Consider the following 20664-nt stretch of genomic DNA (forward strand, 5'->3'; position numbering starts at 1 on the left):
GCCGGGAGAGCAACGCTCACTCGTGCTTTTGCCGGACATATTCTGAGGAATGATCCGGTCGCGCCTTCAACGGTTCCAGCAGGAATCGCTGAAGGCGCCTTTTCATTTTCTGGTCAGGCAGTCAACGCGCCGCGGGGTGGCGGTCTGGGCATGCAGGCTCATGCGGTAGACATACATACGACAGCCCGCAGCAAGCGCAGCGGTATGATGGTTTTCTCGAGGGCCAGACAATTCAGGTTTGGCTGACTGACCTGCGCGTTCGATACGGTTCGCGTAGAACTCCGTTATCAGTGCAACCCAATCTCAAGGATGAGAGTTTCATGGCTGACAAATCACCCAGGATCAAACCTGGCTCCAGCAAAATAAATGACTCCGCTGCCGATGGTTCTCATCGGGTGCCCAGCGGGGATTCTCCCCCCTCAGCCCTGCCGCATCGCCCGGATCCGCTACCGTCTCTTTTCCTGCCGGATCCTGTCACGACGGCGCAGATAACCAATCCCAGGCCGAGCGTGGAGCTTTTCGCGATTAATGAAGTGGCGGGAGTTGCCTCGCCCACTTCTTTCGCGGACTACCGGGTGCCCGCCCGAAAAAATCTCGGCGAGGTCGATGCGCAGGGCGTTCGTGAGTTCAAACACCGCCAGTATGTGGCTGTTTCCGACGATCATTTCGTACAAGTGGTTCGGGATGCCGAAAGCGGTCTTTTTCGCGCCACGGTCGCCAGAGAACTCAAGGCTTCCGGTCCGCTGATGGAGCCGGACGCCGAGGGCAGGTACTGGCACCCTATAGCATCAGGGAGCCCGTTGGATCGAGGCGATGCCCCGTCGGGGCTGGCGCGCAGTGTAGATGAGCGTCTGGCAACGTTGTTTCCGACCATGGCCCAGGATGCTCGGACTTCCATGCACCGCGAGCGATTGACGGGTGATCCGCTGCTGGCAGTGGCCCGGCTGGAAGCGCAACACTTCACTCTGGTGAAGGATCTTGGCGCGTGGACCGGGCAGGTGCCGTCCCGGCACCCGGTCACGGGTTTGCCTCTGACAAATACCGAAATTGCTGCGCAGACAGCAAGCCGAGAGCGTTTTGCTCAGGAGCTTCAGGACAATTGGTCCCGGAAGGCAACCAGCGCCAATCCGTACACTCCATCGACGCTGGATTACGATCTCGATGTACTTGGCAGCCTGCCTCGTTTGTCGGCGGATTTCAGCCATGTTCGCGAGTTGAGTCTGACCAGCACTGCCCCGTTGGAAGCCAGCGCCTTTCTCGCGAGTTTTCCGGGTGTGCGGTATCTCACCCTGTCCGGCTTTGCGTTGAAATCGTTTCCCGCTGAGGTGTACCAGATGAGGGAACTGGTGACGCTGACCTTGGACAACTGTGACATACGGCTCAGCGAAGCCAGCGTTGAAGGCCTTGCCCACATTGAACAACTGACACTGTTGGACTTGAGCAACAACCCGCTCGGACTGTCGCCCGATCTCAGATTCATGAGGCGCCTGGACAGTCTTTATCTCTCGGATACAGGGCTGAACGAGGTGCCTGTCGGGCTATTTGAAAGCGAAAGTCTGGCATTTGCCGATCTGCGCAATAACGAAATTGCACACTTGCCAGACGAACTCTTCGAGGTGCCGGATGTTCGGCAAGTCAATTTCAACTTTCGAAACAATCCGCTGGATGAGGCTACGCTGCAGCGAGTCAGTGTCTATATGGAGGCCGCTGGCCTGGACAGGAAAGTCCTGATTCAAGTTGATGGAGAAGTCCAGATGCAGCCACAAATTGCAGCATTCGAGGGTGAGGACAGTGGTGTGGAGAGCTCGTGAAGGAAAGCTTTACGGCTTTTTATCCAGATGCTGGCGCAGTGCCCATTCGACATGTTCTCTAACCAACTCTGACGGATGATCCCGTCGCGCCTGCAATGCTTCCAGCACCGGAATCGTTGAGGGCGCATTTCCCAGCCCCACCGCCAGATTGCGCAGCCAGCGTTCATAACCGGCACGGCGCAGCGGCGAACCCTCGGTGCTGCTGAGGAATTTGTCTTCATCCCACAAGAACAGCTCGGCCAGTTCGGCGTTGTCCAGATTGTGCCGTGGCTTGAAATCGCTTTCGCCGGACGGGCGGGCGAAGCGGTTCCACGGGCAGCAGATCTGGCAGTCGTCGCAGCCGAACACCCGGTTACCGATCAGCGGTCGCAGGTCTTCGGGGATGGCGTTCTTCAGTTCGATGGTCAGGTAGGAAATACAACGTCGCGCGTCCAGCACATACGGGCCGACGAAGGCATTGGTCGGGCAGATGTCGAGGCACGCGGTGCAGCGTCCGCAATGCTCGGTGCTGTGGGGTTCATCCACCGGCAGGGGCAGGTCGACGAACAGTTCGCTGAGAAAGAAGTAACTGCCGGCCTTGCGGTTAAGCACCAGGGTGTTTTTGCCGATCCAGCCCAGCCCGGCCTGTTCGGCGATGGCCTTTTCCAGCACCGGGGCGCTGTCGACGAAGGCGCGGAAGCCGAACGGGCCGATCTCGGATTGAATCCTGTCCGCCAGTTGTTGAACGCGTTTACGGATCAACTTGTGATAATCGCGGCCCAAGGCATAACGGGAGATATAGGCCTTTTCCGGTTTCGCCAGCAATTGCGCCATTTGCGTGTCGCCCGGCAGGTAGTCCATGCGCAGCGACACCACGCGCAAGGTGCCCGGCACCAGCTCCTCGGGGTGCGAGCGTTTGCTGCCGTGAGCGCCCATATACTCCATTTCGCCGTGGTAGCCGGCCTCGAGCCAGCGTTGCAGGTGCTGGTCGTGCTCGGCCAGGTCCAGACCGCTGATACCGACTTGCTGGAAGCCCAGCTCGCGGCCCCAGTCCTTGATGGATTGGGCGAGGGCAGGCAGATCTGTGGTGATGGCGGACATGAGGCGAGAGAAACCGGAGCTGAGGTGCGTATAATTCTGCCAGACATCGGAGCCCGAAGACGCATGCCGCACACTAAAGATCAATTACCCGACGCGCTGTACCGTGCCGCGCAGGTGCGTGAACTCGATGCACGACTGATCGCCGCGGGCACGCCGGGCTTCGAATTGATGCAGCGTGCCGCCCATGCCACGTGGCGCGCACTGGTACGCCAATGGCCGGCCGCGAATGAAATGACGGTGCTGGCCGGGCACGGCAACAACGCCGGCGATGGTTATCTGGTGGCGGCGCTGGCCCACCGTGCGGGTTGGCAGGTTCAGGTGCTGGCTGTCGGCGAGCCGCAGCGTTTGAAGGGCGATGCCGCCGTGGCGCACGCCGAAGCCGTAGCCGACGGCGTCTCGATTGCCCAGTGGGATCTGTCCTGCGAGTTGCGCGGCATCGTCGTTGACGCGTTGCTCGGCACCGGCCTGAGCGGCGAGGTGCGTGAGCCTTACGCCGCTGCGATTGCGGCGATCAATGCCAGCGGACTGCCGGTGGTGGCGGTCGATATCCCTTCTGGATTGTGCGCCGATACCGGTCATGCGCTGGGTGAGGCGGTGCACGCCGACCTCACCGTGACTTTCATCGGCCTGAAACTCGGGCTGTTCACGGGCGCGGCGGCGGATCACGTCGGCGAACTGCTGTTTAACGATCTGCAGGCCTCGGCCGAAAACTTCAGTGACATTCCTGCCGCCGCTCAACGGCTCAACGCGGTTAACCTGCCGCGTCTGGCGGCCCGCGCGCCGGCCGCGCACAAGGGGCGTTTCGGCCATGTGCTGCTGATCGGCGGCGATCACGGCTTTGGCGGGGCAATTCTGTTGAGCACCGAAAGTGCTTTGCGCAGTGGCGCCGGTATGGTGTCGCTTGCGACCCGTCCGGAACATGTGCCGGCGGCGCTGAGCCGAGTACCGGAAGCCATGGCGCTGGGCACTTCTTCGGCCAATCAATTGATGGGGCTGCTGGAAAAGGTGTCCGTGTTGGTGGTCGGGCCGGGGCTGGGTCAGGCGAGTTGGGGAAGGGCGCTGCTGTCGGCTGCTGCCAATGCCTCGCTGCCGCAGGTGTGGGATGCCGACGCGTTGAACCTGTTGGCCTGCGGTTTCGTCAGTCTGCCCAAGGATTGTGTGATCACGCCGCATCCGGTTGAGGCGGCGCGCCTGCTGGGGATCAGCACCGCCGAGGTGCAGGCAGATCGTCCGGCGGCGGTGCTGGCATTGAGCAAAAAATATACAGCTGTGGTGGTGCTCAAGGGGGCGGGCAGTCTGATTGCTCATCCCGATGGTCGTCTGGCGCTGTGTCATCAAGGCCATCCGGCGATGGCCACCGCCGGGCTCGGCGATGTATTGGCCGGTCTGATCGGCGCGCTGCTGGCCCAGGACATGAAAGCGTTCGACGCGGCTTGTCTGGCGGTCTGGCTGCACGCCAACGCTGGGGCGCAACAAGGTAAATTCGGCCGTGGGCTGGCGGCCAGTGATCTGATTCCAGCCATTCGTCAGTTGTTGGAGGAGCATGCACCGTGTCTGAAGTAACCCTGTACCTGGCCGATGAACAGGCCATGAGCGACTTTGGCGCACGCATCGCCCGTATCACCCAGGGCCATGGTCTGATCTTTCTCGAAGGCAATCTCGGGATGGGCAAAACCACGCTGTCGCGGGGCATCATTCGCGGTCTGGGGCACGTGGGGGCGGTGAAAAGTCCGACCTTCACCCTGGTCGAGCCCTACGAGATCGGTGACGTCCGGGCGTTTCACTTCGACCTGTATCGTCTGGTCGATCCGGAGGAGCTGGAGTTTCTCGGGATCCGCGACTATTTCGAAGACGACGCCCTTTGCCTGATCGAATGGCCCGATAAAGGTGCAGGCTTTTTGCCAAAGCCTGACCTGACCATTACCATTAGCCCGCAAGACAGCGGACGCTCGCTGACCATTTTATCCCAGGGCTCGCGCGGCGAGGCCTGGTGTGCCGCTTTGGCATTGGAAACCAATTGAATGATGGGGTTAGGTATGCGCTTTCGCGCGTTGGTGGCTGCCGCTGGACTGATGTTGATGGCAGTAACCGTCAACGCTGTGGCCGAGACGAAGGTCAACAGCGTGCGCCTGTGGCGGGCGCCGGACAACACGCGACTGGTGTTCGACCTGACAGGCCCGGTGCAGCACAGCGTCTTCACGCTGACCGCGCCGGATCGTCTGGTGATCGACATCAACGGCGCCACCCTCGGCGCGCCGCTGAATGTGCAGACCGCCAACACGCCGATCACCGCCATGCGCTCGGCCCAACGTACGCCGACCGACCTGCGGGTGGTCATCGACCTGAAAAAAGCCGTCACCCCGAAAAGCTTCTCGCTGGCGCCGAATGCGCAGTACGGCAACCGTCTGGTCGTCGACCTGTTCGACAACCCGGCTGACGCCGCACCAGCGCCGACGCCTGCGCCGACCCCAACGGTTGCGACCGTGCCTGCGGTGCCGGTCACCCCGGCCGAGCCTGCAATCAAACTGCCGCCGGCCCCGGCCGGCAAGCGCGACATCATTGTGGTCATCGACGCCGGCCACGGTGGCGAAGACCCGGGTGCGTCCGGTTCTCGCGGTCAGCGCGAGAAAGACGTGGTACTGCAGATCGCCCGTGAATTGCAGCGTCAGGTCAACGGCATGAAAGGCTTCCGCGCCGAACTGACCCGTACTGGCGACTATTTCATCCCGCTGCGCGGCCGTACCGAGATTGCCCGCAAGAAAGGCGCCGACCTGTTTGTCTCGATCCACGCTGACGCCGCGCCGTCTGCGGCGGCGTTCGGTGCGTCGGTGTTCGCCCTGTCCGACCGTGGTGCCACCTCGGAAACCGCCCGTTGGCTGGCCGACAGCGAAAACCGTTCCGACCTGATCGGCGGTGCCGGCAACGTCAGCCTCGACGACAAGGACCGGATGCTGGCCGGCGTTCTGCTCGACCTGTCGATGACCGCCTCGCTGACCTCCAGCCTCAACGTCGGCCAGAAGGTCCTGACCAACATTGGCCGGGTCACTCCGCTGCACAAACAGCGCGTGGAGCAGGCCGGGTTCATGGTGCTGAAATCGCCGGACATCCCGTCGATCCTGGTGGAAACCGGCTTCATCTCCAACGCCAACGAAGCGAACAAGCTTTCGGCCGCGAGCCACCAGCAGGCGCTGGCGCGTTCGATCAGCAGCGGCGTGCGTCAGTTCTTCCAGCAGAATCCGCCACCGGGCACTTACATCGCCTGGCTGCGTGATTCGGGCAAGATCGCTCAGGGCCCGCGTGATCACCGGGTGGGCCCGGGTGAGACCGTGGCGATGATTGCCGTGCGGTATCAGATTTCGCCGGCCACGCTGCGCAGCGCCAACAATCTGAAAAGCGATGATCTGAAAGTCGGTCAGCACCTGACCATTCCCGGCACCGAACTGGCGTCCAAAGAATGAATCAGGTCCTGAACGCTGCCCGCATTGAACTGCTCAGCCCGCGGCTGGCGAACCAGATCGCCGCCGGTGAGGTGGTCGAACGCCCGGCCTCGGTGATCAAGGAGCTGCTGGAAAACAGCCTCGACTCCGGCGCCAAACGTATCGACGTCGATGTCGAGCAGGGCGGCGTCAAACTGCTGCGTGTGCGTGACGACGGCAGCGGCATTTCCGCCGATGACCTGCCGCTGGCGCTGGCGCGTCACGCCACCAGCAAGATCCGCAACCTGGAAGACCTTGAGCAAGTAATGAGCCTGGGCTTCCGGGGCGAGGCTTTGGCATCGATCAGCTCCGTGGCACGTCTGACCCTGACCTCGCGCACCCGCGATGCCGATCAGGCCTGGCAGGTCGAGACCGAAGGCCGCGACATGGCGCCCCGCGTGCAGCCGGCGGCCCATCCGGTCGGCACTTCGGTGGAAGTCCGTGACCTGTTCTTCAACACCCCGGCGCGACGCAAATTCCTCAAGACCGAAAAAACCGAATTCGATCACCTGCAAGAAGTGATCAAGCGTCTGGCGCTGGCGCGTTTCGACGTGGCGTTCCATCTGCGCCACAACGGCAAGACCATCCTCAGCCTGCACGAAGCCCACGATGACGCGGCCCGCGCCCGGCGTGTGGCGGCAATCTGTGGTTCGGGCTTCCTTGAGCAAGCGCTGCCGATCGAGATCGAACGCAATGGCCTGCATTTGTGGGGCTGGGTCGGTCTGCCGACCTTCAACCGCAGTCAGGCGGATTTGCAGTATTTCTTCGTCAACGGCCGAGCGGTGCGCGACAAACTGGTGGCCCACGCGGTGCGTCAGGCTTATCGCGATGTGCTGTTCAATGGCCGGCACCCGACGTTCGCGCTGTTTTTCGAGGTCGACCCGGCAGCAGTAGACGTCAACGTACACCCGACCAAACACGAAGTGCGTTTCCGTGACGGACGCATGGTGCATGACTTCCTGTATGGCACTTTGCACCGTGCCCTCGGCGATGTGCGACCGGAAGATCAGCTTGCCGGATCGGTCACTACCGCGATCGTCCGGCCAACCGGCCTTGAAGCTGGTGAATTCGGTCCGCAGGGCGAAATGCGTCTGGCGGCCAATGCGCTGCTGGAGCAGCCGCAGGCGCAACCGGTGTTCAATACCTCGTCGGGTGCCAGCGCCGGCGGCGCTTATCAGTATCAATACACGCCGCGTCCGCAATCGACCGTGCCGGTTGCCGAGGCGCAGGCTGCGTACCGCGAGTTTTTTGCGCCGCTGCCCGAAGCGAACGCCAATGCGCTGCCGGCCGGTCAGGAAGACATTCCGCCGCTTGGCTACGCGCTGGCGCAGCTCAAGGGCATCTACATTCTGTCCGAGAACGCCCAAGGCCTGGTTTTGGTGGACATGCACGCCGCTCACGAGCGCATCATGTACGAACGTCTGAAGATCGCCATGGCCAGCGAAGGCCTGAGCGGTCAGCCGCTGCTGGTGCCGGAGTCGCTGGCGGTCAGTCAGCGCGAGGCTGATTGCGCTGAAGAACATGCAGCTTGGTTCCAGCGCCTCGGTTTTGAATTGCAGCGCCTTGGCCCGGAAACCCTGGCCATCCGGCAGATCCCGGCCTTGCTCAAACAGGCCGAAGCCAACCGTCTGGTCGGCGATGTGCTGTCGGACTTGATGGAATACGGCACCAGCGACCGGATCCAGGCGCATCTGAACGAACTGCTCGGCACCATGGCCTGCCACGGCGCGATCCGCGCCAACCGGCGCCTGGCCCTGCCGGAAATGAACGGCCTGCTGCGTGACATGGAAAACACCGAGCGCAGCGGTCAATGCAACCATGGCCGGCCGACCTGGACCCAATTGGGCCTGGACGATCTGGACAAACTGTTTCTGCGCGGTCGTTGATGAGCCAGCTTCCTCCAGCGATTTTCCTGATGGGCCCGACCGCTGCGGGCAAGACCGACCTGGCCATCGAGCTGACCAAGGTGCTGCCGTGCGAGCTGATCAGCGTCGATTCGGCGCTGGTCTATCGCGGCATGGACATCGGCACCGCCAAACCGTCCAAAGAACTGCTGGCCGAGTTTCCGCACCGGTTGATCGACATTCTCGACCCGGCCGAAGCCTATTCGGCAGCGGATTTCCGCCGCGATGCACTGGAGGCCATGGCCGAGATCACCGCGCGTGGAAAAATTCCGCTGCTGGTGGGCGGCACGATGCTCTATTACAAGGCTTTGATCGACGGTCTGGCGGACATGCCAGCGGCTGATCCCGAAGTTCGCGCGCAGATCGAAGAAGAGGCTGCACGCCTTGGCTGGCAAGCCCTGCACGATCAGCTGGCGGCAATCGATCCGGAGTCGGCGGCACGCATCCATCCGAACGATCCACAACGACTGAGTCGTGCGCTGGAAGTTTACCGGGTCAGCGGTCAGAGCATGACTGAACTGCGGCTGAAACAATCTGTACAAAGTACCGAAGCGGCCGCATCGGGACTGCAACAATTGCCCTATACTGTCGCGAACCTGGCGATTGCTCCAACTAATCGGCAGGTACTGCACGAGCGCATTAAACAAAGATTCACAAATATGCTGGAACAGGGATTCATCGACGAGGTCGTAGCCCTGCGTAATAGAAGTGACCTGCATGCCGGGTTGCCGTCTATACGTGCGGTAGGCTACCGCCAGGTCTGGGACTTCCTGGATGGCAAGCTGACGTCGGCCGAGATGCAGGAACGGGGCATTATCGCCACGCGCCAATTGGCCAAACGCCAGTTCACCTGGCTGCGCAGCTGGAAAGATTTACACTGGCTCGACAGTCTGGATTGCGACAATCTGCCACGCGCCTTGAAATACCTTGGGACGATCTCCATATTGAGCTGAGTCCTTGCAATTGCCGTCTATCCTTGGGGGTGTGGCGGCAAAAGCCATCTGTTTACCTATTTTTTATATTGAATCCTTAAAGGAGTGCGGCACATGTCAAAAGGGCATTCGCTACAAGACCCTTACTTGAATACTTTACGTAAAGAGAAAGTGGGGGTTTCCATCTACCTGGTGAACGGGATCAAACTGCAAGGCACGATCGAGTCGTTCGACCAGTTCGTTATCCTGCTGAAGAACACCGTCAGCCAGATGGTTTACAAACACGCTATCTCTACAGTCGTGCCGGTTCGTCCAATTCGTCTGCCAAGCGCAACCGAATCCGAAGCAGGTGACGCTGAGCCAGGTAACGCCTGATAGGAGTCTCCTTTGTTCTTTGAGCGCCACGGTGGTGGTGAACGAGTCATCCTCGTTCACTTGGATGGACAGGACCCTGAGGCGCGCGAAGATCCGCAGGAGTTTCAGGAACTGGCAAATTCGGCTGGCGCCGAGACCGTTGCGTTTTTTAACGTGCCGCGTCATCGGCCAACCGCCAAATACCTGATTGGCAGCGGCAAGGTCGAGGAATTGCGCGACCTGGTCCACGCCGAAGAAGCCGATCTGGTGATCTTCAATCACGTCCTTACGCCCAGTCAGGAACGTAACCTCGAACGTGTTTTCGAGTGTCGCGTGATCGACCGTACCGGTCTGATTCTCGATATTTTCGCCCAACGCGCCCGTACCCATGAGGGCAAGCTCCAGGTAGAACTGGCCCAGCTTGACCACATGAGCACCCGGCTGGTTCGCGGCTGGACTCACCTTGAGCGTCAGGGTGGCGGTATCGGCATGCGCGGCCCGGGTGAAACCCAGCTCGAAACCGACCGGCGACTGCTGCGGGTTCGCCTGCGTCAGATCAAGGGCCGGCTGGAAAAAGTGCGCAGCCAGCGCGAACAGTCGCGTCGCGGCCGCTCCCGTGCGGATATCCCTACCGTGTCTCTGGTGGGATACACCAACGCCGGTAAATCCACGCTGTTCAATAACGTGACCAAGTCCGACGTGTACGCGGCTGACCAGCTGTTCGCCACGCTCGACCCGACCCTGCGCCGTCTGGATCTGGACGACCTGGGGCCGATTGTCCTGGCCGACACGGTGGGTTTCATCCGCCACTTGCCGCACAAACTGGTCGAGGCATTTCGGTCTACGCTCGAAGAGTCGAGCAACTCCGACCTGCTGTTGCACGTGATCGATGCGGCCGAACCGGATCGCATGTTGCAGATCGAGCAGGTGATGGTGGTGCTGGGCGAGATCGGTGCCCAGGACTTGCCGATCCTCGAGGTCTATAACAAACTCGATTTGCTTGAAGGCGTTGAGCCACAAATCCAGCGCGATGAAAACGGCAAACCCCAGCGGGTCTGGCTGTCGGCGCGTGATGGCACCGGTCTGGAATTGCTCGAGCAGGCGATTGCCGAGTTGTTGGGCAGTGACCTGTTCGTAGGAACCTTGCGCCTGCCTCAGCGGTTCGCGCGTCTGCGTGCGCAGTTCTTCGAACTGGGCGCGGTACAGAAAGAAGAACACGACGAAGAAGGGGTCAGCTTGCTGGCCGTTCGATTGCCACGCTCGGAGCTCAATCGACTGGTGAGTCGTGAAGGCGTTGTGCCGACGGAGTTCATCGAGCAACACACTTTGCAATAAAAGCCTGGCAAAGCGGTTGTGCCGCAACGGCAGGCATTCTGTAGCATTGGTCGGCGCGCCGTGGGTGCGTCTTTGCTTTATCAGATGGAGAGCGCTATGGCTTGGAATGAGCCGGGTGGCAACTCGAACAATCAGGATCCTTGGGGTGGCAAGCGTCGCAACAACGGCGACCGCAAGGGACCGCCGGATCTCGACGAGGCCTTCCGAAAGCTGCAGGAAAGCCTGAACGGGTTGTTCGGTGGTGGAAAAAAACGCGGTGATGACGGTGGTGGCTCGGGCAAGAGCGGCGGCTTCGGCGGCCTGCTCGGCATCGGCCTGGTCGTGCTGGCGGCCGTCTGGCTGTACAGCGCGGTGTACGTCGTGGACGAGCAGGAGCAGGCCGTGGTGCTGCGCTTCGGCAAGTACTACGAGACTGTCGGTCCCGGCCTGAACATCTACTTCCCGCCGATCGACAAGAAGTACATGGAGAACGTCACGCGTGAGCGTGCCTACACCAAGCAGGGCCAGATGCTGACCGAAGACGAGAACATCGTCGAAGTGCCGCTGACCGTGCAGTACAAGATCAGCAACCTGCAGGACTTCGTGCTGAACGTCGACCAGCCGGAAATCAGCCTGCAACACGCGACCGACAGTGCGCTGCGCCATGTGGTGGGTTCCACCGCGATGGACCAGGTGCTGACCGAAGGTCGTGAGCTGATGGCCAGCGAGATCAAGGAGCGTCTGCAACGTTTCCTCGATACCTATCGCACCGGTATCACCGTCACCCAGGTCAACGTACAGAGCGCAGCGGCACCGCGTGAAGTGCAGGAAGCCTTCGATGACGTGATCCGCGCCCGTGAAGACGAGCAGCGTTCGCGCAACCAGGCTGAAACCTACGCCAACGGCGTGGTGCCGGAAGCCCGTGGTCAGGCACAGCGCATCCTCGAAGATGCCAACGGTTACCGTGACGAAACGGTCTCGCGCGCCAAGGGTGAGGCAGATCGCTTCACCAAACTGGTCGCCGAGTATCGCAAGGCGCCCGAGGTCACTCGCCAGCGTCTGTACCTGGACACCATGCAGGAAGTCTTCAGCAGCACCAGCAAGGTACTCGTGACCGGCAACAAGAACGGCCAGAGCAACCTGCTTTACCTGCCGCTGGACAAGATGATTCAGAACAGTTCGGGCAGCAATGCACCGGTCACCGGTTCGGCTGCCGTCAGCAACAACACGGATGCTGCGCCGCATGTCACTGACCTGCCGCAGTCGCGTACAAGGGAGACCCGCTGATGAGCAATAAATCGCTGATCGCCCTGATCGTTGGCGTTGTTGTGGTACTGGTTGGCTGGAACTGCTTCTACATCGTTGCTCAGACCGAGCGCGCGGTGTTGCTGCAATTCGGTCGCGTGGTTCAGGCTGACGTTCAGCCGGGTCTGCACGTGAAGGTTCCTTACGTTAACCAGGTGCGTAAATTCGACGCACGTCTGATGACGCTGGACGCACCGACACAACGCTTCCTGACGCTGGAAAAGAAAGCCGTGATGGTCGATGCCTACGCCAAGTGGCGCGTGAAAGATGCCGAGCGCTTCTACACCGCAACGTCCGGCCTCAAGCAGATCGCCGACGAGCGTCTGTCCCGTCGTCTGGAATCGGGCCTGCGTGACCAGTTCGGTAAGCGCACCCTGCACGAAGTGGTGTCCGGTGAGCGCGATGCGCTGATGGCTGACATCACCGCGTCGCTGAACAAGATGGCGGAAAAAGAGCTGGGTATCGAAGTGGTCGATGTCCGGGTCAAGGCCATCGATCTGCCGAAAGAAGTGAACCGCAGCGTGTTCGAGCGTATGAGCACCGAGCGTGAGCGTGAAGCTCGCGAGCACCGCGCCAAGGGTAACGAGCTGGCCGAAGGCATCCGTGCCGACGCCGATCGTCAACGCCGCGTGCTGCTGGCTGAAGCCTATCGTGAATCCGAAGAGATTCGCGGTGACGGCGACGCCCAGGCCGCTGCGATCTACTCCAAGGCCTACGGTCAGGATCAGGAGTTCTACGGTTTCTACCGTAGCCTGCGTGCCTACCGTGAAAGCTTCGCGAACAAATCCGACGTCCTGGTCCTCGACCCAAGCAGCGACTTCTTCCGTTACCTGGAAAAGTCCAAGCCTTGATACGACGTTGACCTGAATCATTCCGCCCGGCGGCTAAAACCTCGGGCGGGGTGATCCTTTGGGAAAACGTGTGTATGATGCGGCAGCCGGGAAATTCCCGGCTTTTTTGCGTCTGCACGTTTGATTGCTGTTTTTGTTGCAGAAGATCGGGTTGAATGGCCCGACAGTTTTTCGAGGAAAGTGATGGGCGAAGCCGGTAACAGGCCTTTCGCCGCGTCGTTCATGCGCGTGCGTTTTGAACGGGCCGGTCATTTTCTGCTTCACTCAAGGCTCGCCCTCGGGCTGGCCGCCCGGATCTAAGGGGAATGGCGTAATGGCAACGGTAGACCGCTGGCTGCTGCCAGATGGCATCGAAGAAGTACTGCCACCGGAAGCGGCGCGCATTGAAGTCGCGCGTCGTCAGGTGTTGGATCTGTTCCAGAGCTGGGGTTACGAGTTTGTCGTGACTCCCCATATCGAGTACCTGGAATCCCTGCTGACCGGCGCGGGCCAGGACCTGGATCTGCGTACCTTCAAGGTCATCGACCCGCAATCGGGCCGGCAGATGGGTTTCCGTGCCGACATCACGCCGCAAGTGGCGCGCATCGATGCGCACACCCTGCGTCGCGAAGGCCCGAGCCGTCTGTGCTACGCCGGCAGTGTGCTGCATGCCCAGCCGCGTGCCTTGTCGTCCTCGCGCAGCCCGATCCAGTTGGGCGCCGAGTTGTACGGCGATGCCAGCCCGAGCAGCGACGTCGAAGTCATCAGCCTGATGCTGGCCATGCTGCAACTGGCCGACGTGCCGGACGTGCACATGGACCTCGGACATGTCGGCATCTACCGCGGTCTGGCCCAGGCGGCCGGCCTGTCGGGTGAAGTCGAGCAGCAGTTGTTCGATGCGTTGCAACGCAAGGCCATCGACGAGGTCATTACCTTGACCGAAGGCCTGCCGGCCGATCTGTCCGGCATGCTGCGTGCGCTGGTCGACCTGTGCGGCGGTCGTGAAGTACTGACCGCTGCCCGCGAGCGTCTGGCCAATGCGCCGGCCCCGGTACTGGCGGCACTGGAAGACTTGCTGGCGATTGCCGAGCGTCTGTCGGTGCGTTTCCCGGAGCTGCCGCTGTACTTCGACCTCGGCGAGCTGCGCGGTTATCACTACCACACCGGTGTGGTGTTCGCGGTGTTCGTGCCGGGTGTTGGCCAGTCCATCGCCCAGGGCGGTCGCTACGACGACATCGGCGCCGACTTCGGTCGCGCCCGTCCGGCCACCGGCTTCTCCACCGATTTGAAAACCCTGGTGACCCTGGGGCGTGCTGAGATCGAGCTACCGTCTGGCGGTATCTGGATGCCTGACAGTACGGATGCGGCACTCTGGCAGCAGGTTTGCCAGTTGCGCAGTGAGGGTCAGCGTGTCGTTCAGGCGTTGCCTGGACAACCTTTGGCCGCCGCCCGTGATGCGGACTGCGACCGGCAATTGATCCAGCAGAACGGGCTTTGGCAAGTATCGCCACTGGCTTCTTGAGTTTTCCTGCCGGCTGACGCCGGCACCAAGTTTGCGCGAATGAGGACAAGTGTTATGGGTAAGAATGTCGTAGTCCTGGGCACCCAATGGGGTGATGAGGGCAAAGGCAAGATCGTTGATCTGCTGACCGAACATGCTGCCGCCGTAGTGCGCTACCAGGGTGGCCACAACGCCGGTCACACTCTGGTGATCGACGGTGAAAAAACCGTCTTGCACCTGATCCCGTCGGGCGTGCTGCGCGAAGGCGTGCAGTGCCTGATCGGCAACGGCGTGGTGGTTGCACCTGACGCCCTGCTGCGCGAGATCACCAAGCTGGAAGAGAAAGGCGTACCGGTGCGCGAGCGCCTGCGCATCAGCCCTTCCTGCCCGCTGATCCTGTCCTTCCACGTGGCGCTGGACCAGGCCCGTGAAAAGGCCCGCGGCGAGCTGAAGATCGGTACGACCGGTCGCGGCATCGGCCCGGCTTACGAAGACAAGGTTGCACGTCGTGGCCTGCGTGTTGGCGACCTGCTCAACATGCCGCGCTTTGAAGACAAGCTGCGTGAACTGGTGGACTACCACAACTTCATGCTGGTCGGTTACTACAAAGAGCCTGCCATCGAGTACGAAAAGACTCTGGCCGAGTGCAAGGAATACGCCGAGCTGCTCAAGCCGCTGATGCTGGACGTGACTGCCGAGCTGCACGACCTGCGTCGCGCCGGCAAAGACATCATGTTCGAAGGCGCCCAGGGTTCGTTGCTCGACATCGACCACGGTACCTATCCGTACGTGACCAGCTCCAACACCACCGCGGGTGGCGTTGCGACCGGTTCGGGCGTTGGCCCGATGTTCCTGGATTACATCCTGGGCATCACCAAGGCTTACACCACTCGCGTAGGTTCGGGTCCATTCCCGACCGAGCTGTTCGACGAAGTCGGTGCGCACCTGGCCAAGCAAGGTCACGAGTTCGGTGCTACCACCGGCCGTGCCCGTCGTTGCGGCTGGTTCGACGCCGTTATCCTGCGTCGCGCTATCGATGTGAACAGCATCTCGGGCATCTGCCTGACCAAGCTGGACGTACTCGACGGTCTGGAAACCATAAACATCTGCACCGGCTACAAGGATGCACAAGGCAACGCTGTTGCCCCGACTGACGCTGACAGCTACGTAGGTCTGCAGCCTGTGTACGAAGAAGTGCCAGGCTGGACCGAATCGACCGTGGGTGCCAAAACCCTGGAAGAGCTGCCGGCTAACGCTCGTGCCTACATCAAACGCGTTGAAGAGTTGATCGGCGCGCCGATCGACATTATTTCGACGGGTCCGGACCGCAACGAAACCATCGTTCTGCGCCATCCGTTCGCTTGATAAGTCGTTGATGTAAAAACACAAAGGCCCCTTCATCGGGGCCTTTGTCGTTTATGCCTGTTGGACGGCATGACCTTTGCTGTGATTCTGTCTACAAGAGTGCCATCAAATTAATGGCGTCAGAAGTAGAGGGATTCAAAGTGTCAGCCGTTCTCTCACTGTTACAAAGCCGTCTGTTGCGGCCCGTGTTCGTTACCCTTGGTATCGCCCTTTTGGTGCAAGTGCTGGTGGCCGTCGCCCTGACGCGGAGCACCGTCACCGCGCTGGAAGCCGATCTCGGCACTCGCCTGGGCGCCGACAGCCAGAAGTTGTCCGGTGAGCTTGAGCAGGCCGGGCGCGAAGTCACGTCGAGCCTCGACAACCTCTCCTCAAGTACTCGTCAGCGTCTTACCGCCGGTCTTTCCTCGCGTCTGAAGGAAGAGCAGGCGCAGCTGCGTGCGACTCTGGAAAAAGACCTGAAGGATTCGGCCAATGACATGGCCCAGTTGCTGGCCTCGGTGGCGCCTCGCGCCATGTGGGACAGCGACGTGCCGACCCTGTCCGAGTTCGCCCGCCGGGCCCAGCGCAATCCCAACGTGCTGTTCGTGGTGTATGACGACGCCACCGGCCAACATCTGACCCGCTACCTCAACCGCGAAAACCCGATCAACAAGGCCCTTTTGGAAAAAGGCCAGGGTGAGCGGGCGCTGGATAAAGTGCTGGATGCGGCGAAGAACGATCCGTCGGTCTACTACCTCGAAGCCTCGATCAATCCCAATGGCGTGGAAATCGGCAAGGTGCTGATGGGCGTCTCGACCGCCTCGGTTGAAACCGATCTGGCGGCGCTCGATCAGCGCTTCACGGCGTTGATTGCCAGCAGCGATCAACTGGTCGGCGACAGCCTCAAGGGCGCCGCTGCCGACAGTGCCACCGCCATGCGTGCGCGCCTGCAATCGGCGCAATCCACGGCTGCCGAAATGAAGGCCAACACCACCAGTACCGTGCAGGACGCAGCAGCAACCCTGCGTTGGCGTATCGGCATGGGCCTGGCGCTGGTCGGTGCCGGCGTGCTGTTGCTGCTGGCGGTGGTGCTCGGTCATCGAGTGGTCAATCGCCTGAAAATGCTTAACGCCGCCATGGATGATCTGGCAGCAGGCGAGGGCGATCTGACCAAGCGCGTGCAGATCAACAGCAAGGACGAAATCGGCGACATGGCGTCGGCGGTCAACCGCTTTGTGGACAAGTTGCAGCCGATCGTGCGCGAGGCCGGGGATGTGGCTCAGCGTACCGGTCTGGAAATCGGCGCCATGACCCTGCGCAACGCCGGTGCCGATGCTGCGGCCGGGATGCAGCGTGATGAAGTGGCCGAAAGCCTGCGGGCGCTTTCGCAAATGGCCGACGAAGCGCAATCGGAAAGTCATGCGATGCAGGCGGCGCTGAAGCAGGTGGTGGATATTCGCCAGGCCACTGACGAGAACACTCGCACCTCGGCCAAGGTCGGCAGTCTGATCGAGGCGCTGGCGGGGCAGGTCGATACCGGGGCGAAAGTTATCGAACGGCTGGCGCAGCAGAGCGAGCAGATCGAAGTGGTCCTGACCGTGATTCACGGAATCGCCGAGCAGACCAACCTGCTGGCGCTCAACGCGGCCATCGAAGCGGCCCGAGCCGGCGAGACCGGTCGCGGGTTTGCGGTAGTGGCGGATGAAGTCCGTGCGTTGGCGAGCAAGACCCAAAGCTCCACCGGCGACATTCAGGCGCACATCGTGGCCTTGCAGCAGGGTGCCCGTGAGGCGGTGGAGGCGATCGGCCAGGCCGGGCGTCAGGCCAGCGAAGGCTTGCTGGTACTGCGTGACAGTGCGCGGTTGCAGCAGTCGGTGCAGGCGTCGGTCGAGCAGGTGCATGCGGCGATTGGCCTGGCGACTCAGGCAGCGGCGCATCAGGCGCAAGGCGCGCAGGCTGTACGTGGGCGGGTCGAGACGATTCATGCCCAGGCCGAGAAAGCCGCCCAGGCGGTGGTCGAGACCACGGCCAGCGGCAAGGTGCTGGATGGTCTGGCGGCGCAGCTCAAGGCGAGTCTGGGGCAGTTCCGGGCCTGATAGTCCGGGCAAAAAAAATCGCAGCCTCGGCTGCGATTTTTTTATCGGCTCAAATACATTCGGGTCGTCAGCAGATACACCGGCAGCCCGGACACCACAATCAACAACGCCGCATAAGGCGCCGCCGCTGCGAACTCGACATTCGCGGTGTGCGCCCAGACTTCGGTCGCCAATGTGTTGAGCCCGGTCGGGCTCAGAAGCAGCGTCGCCGTCAGTTCTTTCATGGCATCCAGAAACACCAGCGCAAACGCCGCGCCAAGTGCCGGAAAGATAATCGGCAGGGTCACTCGGCAGAACGCCGTGAACGAAGAGGCGCCCAGCGTGCGGGCGGCTTCTTCGAGTTGCGGTGCGGCCTTGTTCAAAGCCGTGCGGATCGGCGCCTGAGCCAGCGGCAGAAACAGCAGCGCATAAGCGATCAGCAATAGCGCGGAGGTCTGGTACAGCGCCGGCACGTAATGCAGGGCGAAATACACCAGCGTCAGGGCGATCACTAATCCCGGCAGGGCGTGCAGCAGATAGGGCAAGCGCTCGGCCCAGATCGCCAATTGGCCTTTGTAGCGCACCACCAGCAACCCGACCGGCACCGCCAGTACCAGACACAATCCCGCGCCACCCAGCGATAGCGCCAGCGACGACAGCAAAGCTTCGGTGATCGCCGCAACCGGGAATGCCGCTGACGATCCCACGGCAAGCCAGTAAGCCAGCATGCCCAGCGGAATCCCGCTGCCGACAATCGCCAGCATCAGGCAATACAGCTGACCGGCAATCGTCCAAGGCCCGAGTCGCACTTGTTCAGCCCGACGCGCCGCTCCCTGGCCAGTGCGCACATGACGGCCCTTGCCGCGCACGCGCAACTCCAGCCACAACAGCATCAGGCACAGCGCCAGCAACACTGCCGACAGCATTGCCGCGTTGGCATTGCTGAATTCCAGTTCGAATTGCTGATAGATCGCGGTGGTGAAGGTTTGCAGACCAATGATCGACAGTGCGCCGAATTCCACCAGCATGTGCAATGCGATCAGCAAGGAACCGGCCAGCAGCGAAGGCCAGAGCAGGGGCAGGGTGACCCGGAAAAACACGCCCCAGCGATTCTGGCCCAGCGTCCGTGCCGATTCCTCAAGAGAGGGATCGAGATTGCGCAGGGTTGCCGCGACCGGCAGAAAGATCAGCGGGTACTTCGACAGGCTCATCACCAGGATCGCCCCGCCGAGTCCTTCGAACTGCGCACTGAGCGAAACCCAGGTGAAGCTGCTGACAAATGCCGGCACCGCGAACGGCAGGCAAAGAATCACGCCCCACAGCCGTCGGCCCGGCAGATTGCTGCGCTCCAGCAACCACGCCAGCGACAGGCCGATCAGGCCACAGGTCACGGTTACGCCAACCATCAGCGCTAGCGTATTGCGCAGCAGGCCGAACACATACGGGCGCCACAGCAAGTGCAGCGCCTCGGACCAGCCCGCCTGCCAGGCTTTGAGCCCGACGTAGGCCAGCGGCAACAGGCTCATGACCACCAGCAACAACACCGGCAGCATCAGCCAGATCGACGGCCGCTTGCGCCGTGGCACGTAACCCCCGCGTGTAGCGGGGGCGGATAACGATGCGGTCATCAGTTCAGGCCAACTTCGCGTTCCAGCTCCAGCGCTTCCTCGGCATTACCCAGATCGGCCGGCGTGACGTCCGGCGCTTCCAGTTCACTGAAAGGCTTGAGGCCGCGATCCGATTCCATGCCTTTGTGCAGCGGGTATTCGGCGGTGGTCTGGGTGATCACGCGCTGGCCTTCTTCGCTGGCCATGTAGGCGAGGAATTGCTGGGCTTCTTTTGGATGTTTGCTGGATTTCAGCACGGCTGCGCTGGACACGGTGATCAGGCCGCCAACGTCACCGCCGGTGAAGTAATGCAGTTTCGAATCAAGCTGGCCTTTTTCCCGTTGCAGGGCGAACCAGTAATAGTTGTTCACCAACACGGTGGCGACTTCGCCGTTTTCCACAGCCTTGAGGGCGACCATGTTGTTGCTATAGGTCTTGCCGAAGGCACGCAGACCGGTCAGCCATTCTTCGGCGGCTTCGCGGCCGTGTTTTTTGATGATGGCGACAGCCTGTTCCTGGAACGCGCCGCTGGTCGGTACGAAACCGACCTTGCCTTGCCACTGCGGGTCGGCGAAATCCAGCACCGATTTCGGCAGGTCCTTTTCGTCGATCAGTTTCGGGTTGAAAGCCACCACGCGAACCCGGGCGGTAACGCCGATCCACGTGCCGTTGCCGGCGACGTATTCTTTCGGCAGAACAGCCAGGGTCGCGTCGTCGGCCTTGGCCAGCAGGCCTTGCTCGCCGAGGTTGTTCAGCGGCGGGGATTCTTCGGTGTAGATGACGTCGGCGGGGGAGCGGTCGCCTTCTTCGATGATCTGGCTGGCCAGCTGATTGCTGCTGCCCTTGCGTACATTGACGTGAATGCCGGTCTTGGCTTCGAAGGCTTTGGCGATCGCGTCGCCGACTTCCTTGTGTTGACCGTTATAGAGAGTCAGGGAAACCGCGTCGGCAGCCTGGGTGAGGGGGGTGGCGAGTGCCAGGCCGAGCAGGGTGAAGGTCAAGCCGCGGCGCAGGGTATTTCGAAACATCATTCGCAGGGTTCCTCACTGTCGCATTGCAAAAACTTGCAACAATGATAAACGATATTGTTTCTCAAGTGCGCCTTGCGGGGAGGAGGTGGGTCTGGTAGGC

At 61.4% G+C, this 20664-nt stretch carries 16 protein-coding genes; 13 read left to right on the plus strand and 3 right to left on the minus strand.

Annotated features, from left to right (window positions below; genetic code table 11):
• The first annotated feature begins 320 nt into the window (after positions 1-320).
• A complete protein-coding gene (locus tag LOY31_RS02665; protein WP_221535371.1) occupies positions 321-1811 on the plus strand; it encodes a leucine-rich repeat domain-containing protein in 1491 nt (496 codons plus the stop codon).
• 9 nt (positions 1812-1820) lie between these two features.
• On the opposite strand, the gene queG is transcribed toward LOY31_RS02665, so the two are convergent.
• A complete protein-coding gene (gene queG, locus LOY31_RS02670; protein ID WP_221535372.1) occupies positions 1821-2891 on the minus strand; it encodes a tRNA epoxyqueuosine(34) reductase QueG in 1071 nt (356 codons plus the stop codon).
• A gap of 63 nt (positions 2892-2954) precedes the next feature.
• Between queG and LOY31_RS02675 the strand changes: the two genes are divergently transcribed.
• The 12 genes from LOY31_RS02675 (at position 2955) to LOY31_RS02730 (ending at position 17947) form a co-directional block, all read left to right on the plus strand.
• Positions 2955-4454 (plus strand): NAD(P)H-hydrate dehydratase, encoded by a 1500-nt coding sequence (locus tag LOY31_RS02675; protein WP_221535373.1) that lies wholly within the window; start codon positions 2955-2957, stop codon positions 4452-4454.
• Complete coding sequence (tsaE, locus tag LOY31_RS02680; protein WP_007950729.1) at positions 4442-4912, plus strand: tRNA (adenosine(37)-N6)-threonylcarbamoyltransferase complex ATPase subunit type 1 TsaE; 471 nt, start codon at positions 4442-4444, stop codon at positions 4910-4912. The genes LOY31_RS02675 and tsaE overlap by 13 nt, the downstream gene beginning before the upstream one ends.
• A gap of 51 nt (positions 4913-4963) precedes the next feature.
• Positions 4964-6349 carry an N-acetylmuramoyl-L-alanine amidase gene (locus LOY31_RS02685; RefSeq protein WP_371915873.1) on the plus strand — a complete coding sequence of 462 codons (1386 nt, stop codon included), beginning with the start codon at positions 4964-4966 and terminating at the stop codon, positions 6347-6349.
• Positions 6346-8253: a DNA mismatch repair endonuclease MutL gene (mutL, locus tag LOY31_RS02690; RefSeq protein ID WP_007950727.1), complete on the plus strand. Its 1908-nt coding sequence runs from the start codon at positions 6346-6348 to the stop codon at positions 8251-8253. Before LOY31_RS02685 ends, mutL begins: the two co-directional genes overlap by 4 nt.
• Positions 8253-9224, plus strand: coding sequence for a tRNA (adenosine(37)-N6)-dimethylallyltransferase MiaA (gene miaA / locus LOY31_RS02695; protein ID WP_007950726.1), 972 nt, complete (start codon positions 8253-8255; stop codon positions 9222-9224). The genes mutL and miaA overlap by 1 nt, the downstream gene beginning before the upstream one ends.
• A gap of 93 nt (positions 9225-9317) precedes the next feature.
• On the plus strand, positions 9318-9578 hold the full coding sequence (gene hfq, locus LOY31_RS02700; protein WP_007902656.1) for an RNA chaperone Hfq: 261 nt from the start codon (positions 9318-9320) through the stop codon (positions 9576-9578).
• 12 nt (positions 9579-9590) lie between these two features.
• Positions 9591-10892 carry a ribosome rescue GTPase HflX gene (hflX, locus tag LOY31_RS02705; RefSeq protein ID WP_007950725.1) on the plus strand — a complete coding sequence of 434 codons (1302 nt, stop codon included), beginning with the start codon at positions 9591-9593 and terminating at the stop codon, positions 10890-10892.
• 96 nt (positions 10893-10988) lie between these two features.
• The gene (gene hflK / locus LOY31_RS02710) at positions 10989-12158 is read left to right on the plus strand and encodes an FtsH protease activity modulator HflK (RefSeq protein WP_085608500.1); all 1170 of its coding nucleotides are present in this window, start codon (positions 10989-10991) and stop codon (positions 12156-12158) included.
• Positions 12158-13027 (plus strand): protease modulator HflC, encoded by an 870-nt coding sequence (hflC, locus tag LOY31_RS02715; RefSeq protein WP_007950723.1) that lies wholly within the window; start codon positions 12158-12160, stop codon positions 13025-13027. The genes hflK and hflC overlap by 1 nt, the downstream gene beginning before the upstream one ends.
• Before the next feature lie 313 nt (positions 13028-13340).
• Positions 13341-14528: an ATP phosphoribosyltransferase regulatory subunit gene (locus LOY31_RS02720; RefSeq protein ID WP_007950716.1), complete on the plus strand. Its 1188-nt coding sequence runs from the start codon at positions 13341-13343 to the stop codon at positions 14526-14528.
• Between the two features lie 54 nt (positions 14529-14582).
• Positions 14583-15872 carry an adenylosuccinate synthase gene (locus tag LOY31_RS02725; RefSeq protein WP_007950715.1) on the plus strand — a complete coding sequence of 430 codons (1290 nt, stop codon included), beginning with the start codon at positions 14583-14585 and terminating at the stop codon, positions 15870-15872.
• A 140-nt stretch (positions 15873-16012) separates the two neighbouring features.
• Positions 16013-17947, plus strand: coding sequence for a methyl-accepting chemotaxis protein (locus LOY31_RS02730; RefSeq protein ID WP_007950714.1), 1935 nt, complete (start codon positions 16013-16015; stop codon positions 17945-17947).
• Positions 17948-17988: 41 nt separating this feature from the next.
• Here LOY31_RS02730 and LOY31_RS02735 read toward each other — a convergent pair whose 3' ends face one another.
• Positions 17989-19554, minus strand: coding sequence for an iron ABC transporter permease (locus tag LOY31_RS02735; protein ID WP_221535374.1), 1566 nt, complete (start codon positions 19552-19554; stop codon positions 17989-17991).
• Positions 19554-20564, minus strand: a complete 1011-nt coding sequence (locus tag LOY31_RS02740; RefSeq protein WP_085608502.1) for an extracellular solute-binding protein — start codon at positions 20562-20564, stop codon at positions 19554-19556. Before LOY31_RS02740 ends, LOY31_RS02735 begins: the two co-directional genes overlap by 1 nt.
• Between the last annotated feature and the right edge of the window lie 100 nt (positions 20565-20664).

Origin of the sequence: Pseudomonas sp. B21-021 (assembly GCF_024749205.1) — a bacterium.
In the GTDB taxonomy this organism is placed as follows: domain Bacteria; phylum Pseudomonadota; class Gammaproteobacteria; order Pseudomonadales; family Pseudomonadaceae; genus Aquipseudomonas; species Aquipseudomonas paraglycinae.